Genomic DNA, 14,906 nt, shown 5'->3' with positions numbered 1-14,906 from the left:
ACGGTCTTCGCCCGGTCCCGTGAGCCCCTCGCCCGGTCCGGTCTCCGGGGTAGTATCGGGGCGCTGATCAGCGCGTGCGCGGAGGGGCGTTTCGAAATGCGTGCGCGGCTGTCCCGGACAAAGCCCGTTCGGTCGTATTCCCGTCGGCGGGCCTCGAAGGCGAGATCGAATGAGCAACCCGCGCAGGCCGCGACGTCAGCAACAACGCGCCATCGACACGAGGCAGCGAATCCTCGACACCGCCGGTGCGCTTTTCGTGATGGACAGTTATGAAGGCACGTCGATCGGTGACCTCATCACCGCCGCACAGACCAGCAAGGGGGCCTTCTACCGGCATTTCCCGGGCGGAAAGGTCGAAGTGGCGACGGCCATCATGCACAACACGCTGACCATGGACGGCCTGCGGGAACAGCGGATCATGCTCCAGGAGGTGGTCGACATCGGAATGATCCTGGCCCACCGGATCTCCCACGAGAACGCCCTTCAGGCCGCTTTGAAGCTGTCGTTCCACAGTAGTGCGCCGGAGACCTACGGAACGCCTTGGCCGGACTGGATCGCTTTCAATACGGAGCAGCTCACCGAAGCGCGGCGACGCGGCGAGCTGAAGAATTTCGTCGACGTCGAGGAGCAGGCCTACCAGATCGCGGGGAACTGGGCCGGAGTGGTGCTCATCTCGAACACCCTCGACCGGCACATGCGGAATGTCGAGACGCGGATTTCTCGTATGTACCGCAACCTGATGACCGTGATCGCCGTTCCGGAACTCCTGCCCGAGATCGACTTCTCCGTGGACCGGGGCAGGCATCTCCACACCGCGTTCCTGGACGGCCCGGCCGACCGGACTGATCCGGCCGAACCGGAACCGCCGCAGGGCGAACCGGTCGTCGGGACCCGCAGTGACTGAGCGAGGCGGACCGGCCGCCGACGTCGTGTGCCGGCCGTCCGCCTAGGCGGACAACGCCGCCACCAGCACCGGTGTCACCTGCTCCACCTGCCAGGGCCGCGCGCCGTACCCCACCAGCGCGGCCCCCACCGTCTCCGCGTCGACCACCTGCGGCGGCTCCCAGCAGAGCCGGCGCACGGTGTCCGGCGCGACGAGGTTCTCCTGGGGCATGGTGAGCTGCTCGGCCAGGGCCGAGACCGCGGCCCGGGCGGCCGACAGGCGCGCCGCCGCGGCGGGGTCCTTGTCGGCCCACGCCCGGGGCGGCGGCGGCCCCGTCACGGGCTGTCCCGGCTGCGGCAGCGCGGGGTCCGGCAGCGTCCTGGCGCGGTCCACCGCCGCCTGCCACTGTTCCAGCTGCCGCCGCCCCATCCGGTGGCCGTAGCCGTTCAGTCCCGCGAGGGCGTGCACATTGGCCGGCAGCGCCAGCGCGGCCTCCACGATCGCCGCGTCACTGAGCACCTTGCCCGGCGACACGTCCCGCTTCTGCGCGATCCGGTCCCGGGTCTGCCACAGCTCCCGTACCACCGCCAGCTGCCGGCGCCGGCGCACCTTGTGCATTCCCGACGTGCGGCGCCAGGGGTCCTTGCGCGGCTCGGCCGGCGGCGCGGCCGCGATCGCGTCGAACTCCTGCCGCGCCCACTCCAGCTTCCCCTGCCGGTCCAGCTCCTTCTCCAGGGCGTCCCGCAGGTCGACGAGCAGCTCGACGTCCAGCGCCGCGTACCGCAGCCAGGGCTCGGGCAGCGGCCGGGTCGACCAGTCGACGGCCGAGTGGCCCTTTTCGAGCATGAACCCGAGGACGCCCTCGACCATCGCGCCGAGCCCGACCCGGGGGAACCCGGCGAGCCGCCCGGCCAGCTCGGTGTCGAAGAGGCTGCTGGGCGTCATGCCTATCTCGCGCAGGCAGGGCAGGTCCTGGGTGGCCGCGTGCAGCACCCATTCGACGCCGGCCAGCGCCTCGCCGAGGCCGGACAGGTCGGGGCAGGCGACGGGATCGATCAGCGCGGTCCCCGCGCCCTCGCGGCGCAGCTGGACGAGGTAGGCGCGCTGGCCGTAGCGGTAGCCGGAGGCGCGCTCGGCGTCGACGGCGACCGGCCCGGAGCCGGCGGCGAAGGCGGCGATCACGCCGGCCAGCGAGCCCTCGTCCACGATCACCGGCGGAATGCCCTCACGGGGCTCCAGCAAAGGGATCGGCGCCCCCGTCACAGAAGATCCGGCGTCGTCCGGAGGGGTACCCCCGGTGGTGCGCAGTGAACTGTCTGCTGCGGTGTCTTGGGCGTCGGTCACATGTCAAGGGTATCTGTGTGTGGACGGCATCCGTCGACGGAACGTTCCGTCGACGGACGCCGGAGGGTCGTAAACCAGTCAGGCCGGTGAAAGATCAGGTCCACGAACGGGGGACAACGGGTTACGACATGACGCCGGACCGGCGGCCGGTCCGGTCACGTCGGTGAACGTATGACCGGTCGGTGACCGGTCGGTGAACGGTCGGTCAGTGGATGATTCCGGTGCGCAGTGCCACGGCGACCATCCCGGCGCGGTCGCCCGTGCCGAGCTTGCGGGCGATGCGGGCGAGGTGGCTCTTGACGGTGAGGGCGGACAGCCCCATCGAGACGCCGATCGCCTTGTTCGACTGGCCCTCCGCCACCAGCCGGAGCACCTCGACCTCACGGCCGGAGAGCTCGCGGTAGCCGCCCGGGTGGCTCGGGGCACCCGGGGGGCGGCGATGCATGCGGGAGGCGGCGCCGATGGGGGCGGCACCGGGTCGGGTGGGGAGCCCGATGTTGGTGCGGGTGCCGGTGACGACGTAGCCCTTGACGCCGCCGGCCAGGGCGTTGCGCACGGCGCCGATGTCGTCGGCGGCGGACAGGGCCAGGCCGTTGGGCCAGCCCGCCGCACGGGTCTCGGACAGGAGGGTCAGGCCGGAGCCGTCGGGGAGATGGACGTCGGCGACGCAGATGTCGCGGGGGTTGCCGATGCGGGGACGAGCCTCCGCGATGGACGAGGCCTCGATGACATCGCGCACGCCGAGCGCCCACAGGTGGCGGGTGACGGTGGAGCGGACGCGCGGGTCGGCCACGACCACCATGGCGGTGGGCTTGTTCGGGCGGTAGGCGACCAGGCTTGCGGGCTGCTCTAGGAGAACGGACACCAGGCCTCCTGGGGTGGGGGACGGGGCCGGCTTGTGGGGGAAGAAGCCGGGACGAACCGTGCTTTCAAGGTCACAGTCGTCTTCGGCACCAAACCCGTCCGCCTTTAGAGAATGATCACGATCTGGTGAGTAACAATACGTGCAATTCGGACACGCGATCGATCATCCGAAGATCGAATCGGTTCGGGCCGTTGCCGTACGGGACAGAAAGTGGCCGTATCGACAAAAGGATGGTCAATCAAGGGTGAGTCGACGGGACCCGGGTGGACGGGTCCCCGTGACGGTGCGGGTTCAGCGGGCCTGCGGGTCGCGGCGCTGCGGCAGCGTGACCACCGAGGCGTCGCCGGGGGCGGCCGGCGGCAGGCCCGCCACCTGCGCCAGCAGGTCGCACCAGGAGGCGAGGTGGGCGGCGGTGTCCGGGACGCCGGCGCGGCCCTCCCGGGGTGTCCAGGAGGCCCGGATCTCGATCTGCGAGGCGGCGGGGCGCGCGGACAGCCCGCCGAAGTAGTGCGAACTGGCGCGCGTCACGGTCCCGCTCGGCTCGCCGTACGCCAGGCCGCGCGCCTGCAGCGCGCCGGTCAGCCACGCCCAGCAGACGTCCGGCAGCAGCGGATCGGCCGCCATCTCCGGCTCCAGCTCCGCACGTACCAGCGTGACCAGCCGGAACGTGCCGTGCCAGGCGTCGTGCCCGGCCGGGTCGTGCAGCAGTACGAGACGCCCGTCGGCGAGATCCTGCTCACCGTCGACCACCGCCGCCTCCACGGCGTACGCGAACGGGGCGAGACGCTGCGGGGCGGGCGTCGGCTCCACCTCGACCTGTGGCCGCAGCCGGGCACCGCGCAGCGCGTCGACCGCGGCCCGGAAGGCCGGCGGTACCGGTGGCGCCGCACTCCCGGTATGTCCTTCGTCCTCCCCGGTGTCCTTCCCCTCGCCCATCCCGCCAGCGCCGTCCGACAGTCGTCCCTGAGCCGCAGCCATGCGGGGAAGAGTAAGGGGAACGACGCCTTCGCGCAGGGAGAGACACCACCTAAGGACCATGTAAGGGCGCGGCCATGTCGGCTTCCGGGGCGTGCGAGACTTGCCGTCGTGAGTGCGAACGGAAGCCCTGCGGGCCAGCAGCCGACAGCGACGTACGACAGTGCCTTCCTGAAGGCGTGCAGGCGTGAACCCGTGCCGCACACCCCCGTGTGGTTCATGCGCCAGGCCGGCCGCTCGCTGCCGGAGTACCACAAGGTGCGCGAGGGCATCCCGATGCTGGAGTCGTGCACGCGGCCCGAGCTGGTCGCCGAGATCACCCTCCAGCCCGTCCGCCGGCACCACGTGGACGCGGCGATCTACTTCAGCGACATCGTCGTCCCGCTCAAGGCCATCGGCATCGACCTCGACATCAAGCCCGGCGTCGGCCCGGTCGTCGCCAACCCGATCCGCACCCGCGCCGACCTCGCCCAGCTCCGTGACCTCACCCCCGAGGACGTCACCTACGTCACCGAGGCCGTCGGCCTGCTCACCGCCGAGCTCGGCCCGACCCCGCTGATCGGCTTCGCCGGCGCGCCGTTCACCCTCGCGAGCTACCTCGTCGAGGGCGGCCCCTCGCGCACGTACGAGAACGCCAAGGCGATCATGTACGGCGACCCGGAGCTCTGGGCCGACCTGCTCGACCGCCTCGCCGACATCACGGCCGTGTTCCTCAAGGTGCAGATCGAGGCCGGCGCCTCCGCCGTCCAGCTCTTCGACTCCTGGGCCGGGGCGCTGGCCCCCGCCGACTACCGGCGCTCGGTGCTGCCCGCCTCCGCGAAGGTCTTCGACGCCGTCGCCGGATACGGTGTCCCGCGCATCCACTTCGGCGTCGGCACCGGCGAACTGCTGCAGCTCATGGGCGAGGCCGGCGCGGACGTCGTCGGCGTCGACTACCGGGTCCCGCTCGACGAGGCCGCCCGCCGCGTCGGCCCCGGCAAGGCGCTCCAGGGCAACCTCGACCCGGCCGTCCTGTTCGCCGGCAAGGACGCGGTGGAGACCAAGGCGCGCGAGGTGCTCGACGCGGCCGCCGGTCTCGAAGGCCATGTCTTCAACCTGGGCCACGGCGTGATGCCGTCCACCGACCCGGACGCGCTGACCCGCCTCGTCGAGTTCGTGCACACCGAGAGCGTGCGCTGACCCGGTCCGTTACCAGCCGTGCCGGGGCCGGGCCCGCCTGCCGAACAGCAGGCCGCGCGGCTCCGGCGGCGGGGGTGTGCCCGGCTTGAGCGGCCAGGCGAGCACCATGCCCACCAGGAAGCCGACGATGTGCGCCGCGTACGCCACGGTCCCGGCGTCGGAGACGCCCTCGCCGGACGAGTAGACGGCCTGGAGCACGAACCAGAAGCCCAGCACCAGCCAGGCCGGCAGCCGCAGCGGCAGGAAGACCAGGAACGGGACCAGTACCCAGACCCTGGCCCTCGGGTAGAGGACCAGATACGCGCCCAGGACCCCGGCGATCGCGCCGGACGCGCCGATCAACGGGTCGCCCGACGAGGCGTTGAGGAGCGCGAAGCCGTAGCCGGCCGCGTAGCCGCAGAAGACGTAGAAGAGGAAGAAGCGGATGTGCCCCATCCGGTCCTCGACGTTGTTGCCGAAGATGAGCAGGAACAGCATGTTGCCCAGCAGATGCAGCCAGCTGCCGTGCAGGAACATCGCCGTGAAGACCGACAGCGCGGGCGACTTGTCGTAACCGGGCGGGCCGACGACACAGCCGGCGCCGTTCCGGCCGATGCCCACCTGGCCGCTCGGGACCACCTGCGGCATCTGATGGTGGATCAGCTCCCGGGGGACCGCCGCGTAGTGATCCATGAAAGCCTGCAGATGACACAGCTGCGCCAGGTCGCTGCCACCGGCCACGGAGCCGGCTATGCCGGGCGTGAACAGGAAGACGAGCACGTTCGCGGCGATCAACGCGTACGTCACGTACGGCGTGCGACGCACCGGGTTCACGTCATGAACGGGGATGACCACAGCTGACTAGTGCCCAGGGCGGGGGCGCTCGATGCGTGGGGAGCCTCGGTGAACGTCGCCACGCGCGCGTGCGTATGTCCTTGCGACCGACGTGAGGTTCAGGCGACGTGAGGAACAGGCGATGAACGAGCGGGTTACTCCTCAGGCATTCCCTCCCATGCAGGCCCTGCCCGACGGTGAGGCCGAGATCTCCCTTGTCGTACGGCTGCCCTGGGAGGACGTGGCACGGCTCGGCCAGGAGGCGGGGCGGCTGGCCGCGCAGATGCAGCGGCCGGTGACGCTGGACGAGGCGGTGAGCAACCGGCTGCGGTCGACGCGGCCCGCGGCCGCGCATGCGCGGCCGGGGACCGAGCAGCCTGCTGCCGCGGCTGCGCCGGGAGGGGCGGGGGTTACTTCGTTGCCGCGGATCAGCGGCACGGCTTGAGATGCGTTGCGGGGTGCGGGTGGACTGTGGCTGGTCGCGCAGTTCCCCGCGCCCCTGGGTCGGTGACCTGCGCGCCCCTTAGAAAGTTCGCACCTTTGCCGTGGCTTTCCTCGCCGCTACCAGTACGGGGTCCCACACCGGTGAGAACGGTGGTGCGTAGCCCAGGTCCAGGGCCGTCATCTGTTCCACCGTCATGTTCGCCGTGAGGGCGACCGCCGCGATGTCGACGCGTTTGCCCGCGCCCTCCCGGCCGACGATCTGGACGCCGAGCAGGCGGCCCGTGCGGCGTTCCGCGAGCATCTTGACCGTCATGGGGCTGGCGCCGGGGTAGTAGCCGGCACGGCTCGTGGACTCGACGGTGACCGTCTCGAACCGCAGGCCCACCCGGAGCGCGTCCTTCTCGCGCAGGCCGGTGCGGGCGATCTCCAGGTCGCAGACCTTGCTCACCGCCGTACCGACGACACCCGGGAACGTGGCGTAGCCACCGCCCACGTTGGTGCCGATGACCTGGCCGTGCTTGTTGGCGTGGGTGCCGAGCGGGATGTACTGCTCCTGGCCCGAGACCAGGTTCAGGACCTCCACGCAGTCGCCGCCCGCCCAGATGTCCTCGTGCCCGCGCACCCGCATCGCGAGGTCGGTGAGCAGCCCGCCGTGCCGGCCGACGGGCAGGCCCGCCGCCTCGGCCAGGCCGGTCTCCGGACGGACGCCGATGCCCAGGATCACCACGTCCGCCGGGTACTCGGCGTCCTCCGTGGCCACCGCGCGCACCCTGCCGTCCTGGCCGGTGAGCACCTTGGTGACCTCGGTGTCGTCGACCATGGTGATGCCGAGGCCCTCCATGGCCTCGTGGACCAGGCGGCCCATGTCCGGGTCGAGCGTGGACATCGGCTCGCTGCCGCGGTTGACGACCGTCACCTCGTAGCCCCGGTTGATCAGCGCCTCGGCCATCTCGACGCCGATGTAGCCGGCGCCGACCACCACGGCCCGGCGGCCACGCGTGCGTGCCAGCGTGTCGAGGAGGGCCTGGCCGTCGTCCAGGGTCTGCACACCGTGCACCCCCGGCGCGTCCGCGCCCGGCATGTCGGGGCGGATCGGGCGGGCCCCGGTGCCGATGACGAGTTTGTCGTACGACGTCCAGGACTCGGCGCCGGAATCGACGTCACGCGCGCGTACCCGCTTCCCGGCCACGTCGATCTCCGTGACCTCGGTGCGCATCCGCAGGTCGATCGCGCGGGCCCGGTGCTCCTCGGGGGAGCGGGCGATCAGATGGTCCCGCTCCTCGACGTCACCGCCCACCCAGTACGGGATCCCGCACGCCGAGTAGGAGGTGAAGTGGCCGCGTTCGAAGGCCACGATCTCCAACTCGTCCGGTCCCCGCAGCCGACGTGCCTGGGACGCCGCGGACATGCCCGCGGCGTCACCGCCGATCACGACCAGTCGTTCCCGCCCACCGTTCATGCTCATGCGAACACGCTACGGGGCGCGGGCATTTCGGGCTCGCTCAGGTCTCGCTGCCGGGCTGCCCGGTGGCCCGCCGCCGGCGGGCCAGCCGCCACCACAGCAGCGCCAGTACGGCTGCCAGGGCGGCGAACGGCAGGGCCGCGCCCAGGGCCAGCGCGATCCAGCGCAGCATGGTGACGAAGACGTGCCAGCCGCCGGACACGGCGTCCACGAACCCCGGGGAGTCGTCCTCCGCGGCCGCCTTGACCGGCGTCCGGGTGAGGGAGAGCGTGATCGTGGCCATGCTCGTGCGGTCCTTCAGGGACGCCTGCTGGGCCAGCAGCGACTCCAGGTCGGCCTCCCGGCTGCTCAACTCCCCTTCCAGGGTGACCACGTCACTGAGCTTGGCCGCCCGGTCCATCAGCTCGCGGATCCGGGCCACGCTGGCCCGCTGCGACCTGACCCGGCTGTCCACGTCGACCACCTGGTCGGTGACGTCCTGCGCCTTCGCGGTGCGGTCGATCAGCTTGCCCGCGCCCTGGAGGGCGCCGAGCACCTCGTCGTACTTCCCGGTGGGCACCCGGAGGACCACGCGGGTGCGTTCGTGGCCCGCGGAATCCCGGGTGGTGGTCTCGTCGCCGACGTAGCCGCCGGCGTCCTCGGCCGTGGTGCGTGCCGCGTCGAGGGCCTTGGGCACGTCCTTGACCTGCACGGTCAGCGAGGCGGTGCGGATGATCCGGTTCACCGTGAGATCGGGCGTGGTCCGGCCGGTCCCGCTGCCGCTGTCCTTGGCGCCCGCCGAGCCCGCCGCCTCCCCGGCAGCGCTGTGCACGTCGGCCTTGGCATCGCTCGCGGAGCCGCCGCCGGAGGCGTCGTTCGCACCGCATCCGGTGAGGACGAGCGCGGCGGCGAGCAGGAGGCCGGCGAGGGCGGGGCGTACGGGTCGTGCGGGATGGCGCATGGTTCCCCCCGGGGGTGGTGACGACTGACGCGACTTCGACGCCCGGGCGGGGCGGGACGTTCGGGGGCGGCGGTCCCGGTGCGGTCACGGTCCGGACGCGTACGGGTCACCGGGCCGGGGCGGGGGCGTCAGTGCGGTCTGAGAGAGTGAGGTCATGAGCGCAACGGGTACGGGCACGGGTCAGGTCGTCGTCGTCGGAGCCGGGATCGCGGGGCTGGCCGCGGCGCACCGGCTGCTGGAGCGCGGCGCGCGCGTGACCGTGCTGGAGGCCTCGGAGCGAGTCGGCGGCAAGCTGCTGCCCGGCGAGATCGCCGGCGTGCGGGTCGACCTGGGCGCCGAGTCGATGCTGGCCCGCCGGCCCGAGGCGGTCGCCCTCGCCCGCGAGGTGGGGTTCGGCGAGCGGCTGCAGGCCCCCGCCACCGCCACGGCCGCCATCTGGACCCGGGGCGCCCTGCGCCCCATGCCCAAGGGCCACGTCATGGGCGTTCCCGGCACCGCCGCCGCGCTGTCCGGCGTGCTCTCCGAGGAGGGCCTCGCCCGCATCGAGGGCGACGCCGACCTGCCCCGGACCGAGGTCGGCGACGACGTGGCGGTGGGGGAGTACGTGGCCGCGCGGCTCGGCCGGGAGGTCGTCGACCGGCTGGTCGAGCCCCTGCTCGGCGGGGTCTACGCGGGCGACGCGTACCGCATCTCGATGCGCTCCGCGGTCCCCCAGCTCTACCAGGCCGCCAAGAACCACGACTCGCTGACGGAGGCCGTCCGCGAGATCCAGGCCAAGGCGGCCGCGGCCCAGCAGACCGGGCCGGTCTTCATGGGCATCGAGGGCGGCGTCGGCACCCTGCCGCTCGCGGTCGCCGAGTCGGTGCGGGCCCGCGGCGGAGAGATCCTGACCGGGACGCCCGTGACCGAACTGCGCAGGGAACCCCGGGGCTGGCGGATCGGCACCCCCGGCCGGGTGCTGTCCGCCGACGCCGTGATCGTCGCCGTTCCCGCCCCCGCCGCCGCCGGCCTGCTGCGCGCCGAGGCACCCGCCGCCGCGGCCGACCTGGCCGCCGTCGAGTACGCCTCGATGGCCCTGATCACCCTCGCCTACCGCCGCGCCGGGCTCGGCCTGCCCGCCGGCAGCGGCTTCCTCGTCCCGCCCGTCGACGGCCGCACCATCAAGGCCTCCACCTTCGCCTCCCAGAAGTGGGGCTGGATCGCCGACGAGGACCCGGACGTCGTCGTCCTGCGCACCTCGGTCGGCCGGTACGGCGAGACCGCGATCCTCGGCCGCGAGGACGCCGACCTCGTCGACCTCTCCCGGCACGACCTGCGCGAGGCCACCGGACTGGACGCGGCTCCCGTCGCCACCCGCGTCACCCGCTGGACCGACGGCCTGCCCCAGTACCCGGTCGGCCACCACGCGCGCGTGGCCCGCGTCCGCGAGCACGTCGCCAAGCTCCCGGGCCTCGCGGTGTGCGGCGCGCAGTACGACGGTGTCGGCATCCCCGCCTGCATCGCGAGCGCGTACGCGGCCGTGGACCAGCTGGCGGGCGACCTCGGCGGGGTCGAGGAGCTGATGGCCAACCCGGTGCAGAGCCTGCACGGCGGAGCGGGAGAATAGGGACCATGAGTGACGACGCCCCCACCACCGAGTCCGGCAGGATCCCGAACAAGGGCAAGCTGGCCAAGGACCTCAACGAGGTCATCCGCTACACCCTGTGGTCGGTCTTCAAGCTGAAGGACGTGCTGCCCGAGGACCGCGCGGGCTACGCCGACGAGGTCCAGGAGCTGTTCGACCAGCTCGCCGCCAAGGACGTGACCGTCCGCGGCACCTACGACGTCTCCGGTCTGCGCGCCGACGCCGACCTGATGATCTGGTGGCACGCGGAGACCAGCGACCAGCTCCAGGAGGCGTACAACCTCTTCCGCCGCACGAAGCTGGGCCGCGCGCTCACGCCGGTGTGGTCGAACATGGCGCTGCACCGGCCCGCGGAGTTCAACCGCTCGCACATCCCGGCGTTCCTCGCCGACGAGACCCCGCGCAACTACGTCAGCGTGTACCCGTTCGTGCGGTCGTACGACTGGTACCTGCTGCCCGACGAGGACCGCCGCCGGATGCTCGCCGACCACGGCAAGATGGCCCGCGGCTACCCGGACGTGCGTGCCAACACGGTCGCCTCGTTCTCGCTCGGCGACTACGAGTGGGTGCTGGCCTTCGAGGCCGACGACCTGTACCGCATCGTCGACCTCATGCGCCACCTGCGCGGTTCCGAGGCCCGCCGGCACGTCCGCGAGGAGGTCCCGTTCTACACCGGACGCCGCAAGTCGGTGGCCGATCTGGTCGCGGGCCTCGCCTGACGATCGTCAGCGCTGGCCGGTCTTGCCCTTCAGGGAGTCCCGCAGGTCCTTCCCCCGGGCATGGTCGGCCGGCGCCGCCGCCTTCGGCTCCGCGTGCCCCGCGCACGAGGCGTGCCGCTTCGGGAGCCGGCCCTCCAGCAGGTAGGCCTCCAGGTAGCCGTTCACGCACTTGTTGGGACCGCCGCCGATGCCGTGCGTGCCCGCGTCCCGCTCGGTCACCAGCACCGAGTCGGACAGGCGCCGGTTCATCTCCAGCGCGCCCGCGTACGGCGTGGCCGCGTCCCGCTCGGCCTGCAGGATGAGCGTCGGCGGCAGCTCACCGGGGCCCGTCCGGACGTCGAGCGGCTTCTGCCGGGGCACCGGCCAGTAGGCGCACGGCAGGTTCATGAAGGCGTTGTCCCAGGTCTCGAAGGGCGCCACGCGCGCGAGCCGGGTGTTGTCCCGGTTCCAGGTCTGCCACTTCGTCGGCCAGGACGCGTCGTTGCACTCGACGGCCGTGTAGACCGCGTTGCCGTTCTCCGCCTCGGCGGCCGTCTCCGCGGTCGGCGCCGCCAGCCGGACCAGGGGCTTGGCGTCCCCCTTCAGGAACTTCGACAGCGCCTCCGCCCGGCTCGGCCAGAAGTCGTCGTAGTACCCGGCCGACAGGAACGCGCCCTGCAACTGCCCCGGCCCGACCTTCCCGCCGGCCGCCTTCTTCGCCAGCCGCCTGGCGGCCTTGTCGTAACTCGCCTGCACCTTGGCGGCCGTGTCGCCGAGCTTGTACACGGCGTCGTTCCCGGCGATCCACTCCCGGAAGTCCGCCCAGCGGCTCTCGAACGCGGCCGACTGCTCCAGGTTGTCCCGGTACCAGACCTGCGCCGGGTCCGGGTTCACCGCCGAGTCCAGCACCATCCGCCGGACGTGCGAGGGGAAGAGGGTCGCGTACAGCGCGCCGAAGTAGGTGCCGTACGAGGCGCCCATGAAGGTCAGCCGCCTCTCGCCGAGCGCCGCGCGCAGCACGTCCAGGTCACGGGCGTTGTTGAGCGAGGTGTAGTGGCGGAGCCTGCTCCCGGAGCGCTTGAGGCAGCCCTTCGCGTACGCCTGCGCCTCCTTGATCCGGGCCTTCTTGTACTCCTCGGAGGGATGCGTCGGCGACTGCGACGGCGCCTTGTAGAAGTGCCTGGGGGCTACGCAGGACAGCGGGGCGGAGCGGTCGACGCCGCGCGGGGCGTAGCCGACCAGGTCGTAGGCGGCGGCGATGCGCTTCCACTCGGGCAGCACGCCGACCGTCGGGAAGAGCATGCCGGAGGCGCCGGGCCCGCCCGGGTTGTAGACCAGGACACCCTGCCGGGGGACCCTGCGCTTGCTGTTGTGCGGGTCCTTGTGGGTGGCCGCCACCCGGCTGACGGTCAGCTTGATCTGCTTGCCGTCCGGGTGCGCGTAGTCCAGCGGGACGCTCACCGTGCCGCACCGGAGGGTCTCCGGCGCCTCCAGGTCGGCGGCGCACCTGCCGAAGTCGATGCCCGCCGCGCGCGCCCGCGCGGCGGCCACGGCGGTGCCGTGCAGTTCGGCCGCCGCCGCGTCCGGGACGCGGGGGGCGCTCCCGGCCGGGGCGGCGGCCAGGGTGGTCAGGATCAGGGACCCGGCGGCCGAGTACAGGGCGGGGGCTCTCATGCGTATCCCTTCGGTGCAACGGCTGCGGTGGCGTGGCGGCAAGGACACCGCAGCGACTGCACGGCAGCAATAAAAGGGATATTTCGACCGGTTGTCGGCGAAGGCAAGCACCATCGGGCCGGTGTCGGCGCAATGCTCCCTATGCGCCCCCGCTCACTCCCGTGGCAGCTGGTCCCGGTGTGCGAAGGCCGCACGCAGCTCCGGTTCACCGATCGCGCGGATGCCCCGGACGGCGACGGAGGCCAGCAGCGACTGGTCGTCGGCCGCGCGGTTCGCCCGCCGGTGCAGCGTGCCGAGGAGCCGCTGGCCGGCCGGGGAGGCCCAGCGCGAGTACGGATGCACCTCGACGCGGGCGATGGCCAGGCAGCTCAGCGTCAGGGTGAGGGGCAGCGCGAACCAGACGGCGACCAGGTCGCGCGGCATCTCGGTCGGCGCGGGCAGCGTGAGCGCGACGACGGCGAGCCCGAGGATCGCCAGCGCGGCGGCCCGGACCTGCCGGACACCGGAGGCGACCGTCGTGCGCGCCGCCGCGTCGGGCACCGCGAGCCCCGCCCGTACCAGCTCCTCGCCGAGACTCCGCACGGCGTCCGTGTCGGCCGCCGCCGAGCGCACCGGCGCTATCCGCGACTGCCCCTCGGGCCCGATGGCCCCTATCACCGACCGCTCCATCTCGTCCCGCCCCCGCGGGTCCACGACGGTCGCCCAGCCGGTGTGGGCGAGCAGCAGCCGCCGTTGCCGGGCCATGGACACCAGCGTCAGATCGGCGACCCGCGCGGGCCCGCCGGACAGGAACGCGGCCTCGTACAGCGTCAGATCGTGTCCATGGCCCGCGTCCGCGTCGACGGCCGCCGTCCGTACGGCGGCCAGGCACAGCCGGGTGCAGGCGGTGCCGGCGACGGCCCAGGCCAGGAGCAGGAGAAGGACCCAGAACATGACACGTTTCTATGCCAGGGTCCTGGCCACCGCCATGCCCTGTTCACATTCCGGACCGAGTGTTGTAGGTATGTGACGTTCCGTTTCCCCGCGCAGGTCAGGGGCTGTCGGAGGAGTCCGGTTCCGGGCTGGCGGTGGCGGGCGGCAGTGTGTACGTCGAGGACGGCGACGGGGTCGCTGCCGGCCCCGGTGCGATCGGGGTCGCGTCCGCCGGGGCGACGACGGGCGGTGTGGCGACGGGGGAGGGGGTGGCGGCCAACTGCTGTGCCAGCGTGCCGAAGTCGATGTAGCCGGTCGCCTCCAGGACCTTGATGTGGTCCAGGACGGTGGTGTTGGCGTCGTCGGCGAGATCGCGGACCAGGGTGTTCTGGGTGGCGGCGCGGACCTGCGCGACCACGGAGAAGACCCGGCCGTGCGCCAGCCGCACGATGTTCGCGAACTCGCGGTCGAAGTCCTGTCCCTGCGCGGCGTTCAGTGTGGCGAGCCACTGCTGCTGCTGGACGTTCGGGCTGTTCGGGATCGGCACGCCGAGCTGGGCGGCGACGGTGCGGACGTGGGCGTCGAGGGAGGTGTGTCCGTCGACGAGGTGCTGCCCGGCCGTCCGTACGGCCGCCGTGGTGCCCTTCTGCTCCGCCATCTCCCCGGCCGGCAGCTCCCAGAGCCCGGCGAGGCGGACCTTCACGATGAAGTCCCGGTCCTGCGCGGACAGCGGGCCGTACGCCGTCGTCACGGTCTGGGCGCTGAGCACGTTCACCGAGCCGGTCGGGTCGGAACGGTCGGCGTACGACCAGATCGGGAACACCAGGGCGGCGAGGGTCGCCGCGAGACAGACGATGATCAGCCCGGTACCGCTGAATATGCCTCGTCCCTGGACGGGGGGTCGGGGTCGCGCGCGCATGTTGCCTCCTGCACCGCACGGTGGGGCTTCGCCGCGCGGGGTTGGCATATTACCGAGGGGTGCGGAGAGCGGTCGGACCGTGTGACGGACGAAGCAGCGCCGAGGGCGCGTGGGCCGTACGTCGGCCGTGGGCCGGTGGGGGCTGATCGCGCAGTTCCTCCCCCGGCCTTCGGC

14 protein-coding genes are annotated in these 14,906 nt (G+C 72.4%); 5 read left to right on the top strand and 9 right to left on the bottom strand.

What is annotated here, in order from left to right:
- Positions 1–169 precede the first annotated feature (169 nt).
- Entirely contained in the window at positions 170–904 is a 735-nt protein-coding gene (locus ACFY6U_RS03750) for a TetR family transcriptional regulator (RefSeq protein WP_390034901.1), read from the top strand.
- Between the two features lie 42 nt (positions 905–946).
- Here the strand turns inward: ACFY6U_RS03750 and ACFY6U_RS03745 are convergent, their stop codons facing one another.
- The 3 genes from ACFY6U_RS03745 to ACFY6U_RS03735 all read right to left on the bottom strand — a co-directional run bounded on the left by ACFY6U_RS03745 (position 947) and on the right by ACFY6U_RS03735 (position 4,070).
- Positions 947–2,227: an HRDC domain-containing protein gene (locus tag ACFY6U_RS03745; protein ID WP_390034900.1), complete on the bottom strand. Its 1,281-nt coding sequence runs from the start codon at positions 2,225–2,227 to the stop codon at positions 947–949.
- 205 nt (positions 2,228–2,432) lie between these two features.
- Positions 2,433–3,092: a response regulator transcription factor gene (locus tag ACFY6U_RS03740; protein WP_089104714.1), complete on the bottom strand. Its 660-nt coding sequence runs from the start codon at positions 3,090–3,092 to the stop codon at positions 2,433–2,435.
- Between the two features lie 291 nt (positions 3,093–3,383).
- Positions 3,384–4,070 carry a DUF3000 domain-containing protein gene (locus ACFY6U_RS03735; protein WP_390034899.1) on the bottom strand — a complete coding sequence of 229 codons (687 nt, stop codon included), beginning with the start codon at positions 4,068–4,070 and terminating at the stop codon, positions 3,384–3,386.
- A gap of 108 nt (positions 4,071–4,178) precedes the next feature.
- On the opposite strand from ACFY6U_RS03735, the gene hemE reads away from it, so the two are divergent.
- Positions 4,179–5,246 carry a uroporphyrinogen decarboxylase gene (gene hemE / locus ACFY6U_RS03730; protein ID WP_390034898.1) on the top strand — a complete coding sequence of 356 codons (1,068 nt, stop codon included), beginning with the start codon at positions 4,179–4,181 and terminating at the stop codon, positions 5,244–5,246.
- Positions 5,247–5,255: 9 nt separating this feature from the next.
- Here the strand turns inward: hemE and ACFY6U_RS03725 are convergent, their stop codons facing one another.
- Positions 5,256–6,080, bottom strand: coding sequence for a rhomboid family intramembrane serine protease (locus tag ACFY6U_RS03725; RefSeq protein WP_390034897.1), 825 nt, complete (start codon positions 6,078–6,080; stop codon positions 5,256–5,258).
- A gap of 121 nt (positions 6,081–6,201) precedes the next feature.
- Between ACFY6U_RS03725 and ACFY6U_RS03720 the strand changes: the two genes are divergently transcribed.
- Positions 6,202–6,504 carry a hypothetical protein gene (locus ACFY6U_RS03720; protein WP_351961903.1) on the top strand — a complete coding sequence of 101 codons (303 nt, stop codon included), beginning with the start codon at positions 6,202–6,204 and terminating at the stop codon, positions 6,502–6,504.
- A gap of 78 nt (positions 6,505–6,582) precedes the next feature.
- Here ACFY6U_RS03720 and ACFY6U_RS03715 read toward each other — a convergent pair whose 3' ends face one another.
- The gene (locus ACFY6U_RS03715) at positions 6,583–7,968 is read right to left on the bottom strand and encodes an FAD-dependent oxidoreductase (protein ID WP_390034896.1); all 1,386 of its coding nucleotides are present in this window, start codon (positions 7,966–7,968) and stop codon (positions 6,583–6,585) included.
- Between the two features lie 37 nt (positions 7,969–8,005).
- The gene (locus ACFY6U_RS03710; protein ID WP_390034895.1) at positions 8,006–8,905 is read right to left on the bottom strand and encodes a DUF4349 domain-containing protein; all 900 of its coding nucleotides are present in this window, start codon (positions 8,903–8,905) and stop codon (positions 8,006–8,008) included.
- 154 nt (positions 8,906–9,059) lie between these two features.
- Between ACFY6U_RS03710 and hemG the strand changes: the two genes are divergently transcribed.
- The gene (gene hemG, locus ACFY6U_RS03705) at positions 9,060–10,511 is read left to right on the top strand and encodes a protoporphyrinogen oxidase (protein WP_390034894.1); all 1,452 of its coding nucleotides are present in this window, start codon (positions 9,060–9,062) and stop codon (positions 10,509–10,511) included.
- A 5-nt stretch (positions 10,512–10,516) separates the two neighbouring features.
- Positions 10,517–11,248 carry a hydrogen peroxide-dependent heme synthase gene (hemQ, locus tag ACFY6U_RS03700; protein ID WP_390034893.1) on the top strand — a complete coding sequence of 244 codons (732 nt, stop codon included), beginning with the start codon at positions 10,517–10,519 and terminating at the stop codon, positions 11,246–11,248.
- A gap of 6 nt (positions 11,249–11,254) precedes the next feature.
- On the opposite strand, the gene ACFY6U_RS03695 is transcribed toward hemQ, so the two are convergent.
- The 3 genes from ACFY6U_RS03695 to ACFY6U_RS03685 form a co-directional block, all read right to left on the bottom strand.
- Positions 11,255–12,901 (bottom strand): alpha/beta hydrolase, encoded by a 1,647-nt coding sequence (locus ACFY6U_RS03695; RefSeq protein WP_390034892.1) that lies wholly within the window; start codon positions 12,899–12,901, stop codon positions 11,255–11,257.
- 153 nt (positions 12,902–13,054) lie between these two features.
- Positions 13,055–13,834, bottom strand: coding sequence for a TIGR04222 domain-containing membrane protein (locus ACFY6U_RS03690; protein ID WP_390034891.1), 780 nt, complete (start codon positions 13,832–13,834; stop codon positions 13,055–13,057).
- Positions 13,835–13,931: 97 nt separating this feature from the next.
- A complete protein-coding gene (locus ACFY6U_RS03685) occupies positions 13,932–14,732 on the bottom strand; it encodes a DUF4142 domain-containing protein (protein ID WP_390034890.1) in 801 nt (266 codons plus the stop codon).
- Between the last annotated feature and the right edge of the window lie 174 nt (positions 14,733–14,906).

The sequence above is a fragment of the Streptomyces sp. NPDC013157 genome, from assembly GCF_042899865.1.
Lineage (GTDB): Bacteria > Actinomycetota > Actinomycetes > Streptomycetales > Streptomycetaceae > Streptomyces.
Note: the sequence above shows the minus strand (reverse complement) of the source record. Positions and strands in the feature narration are given on the sequence as shown.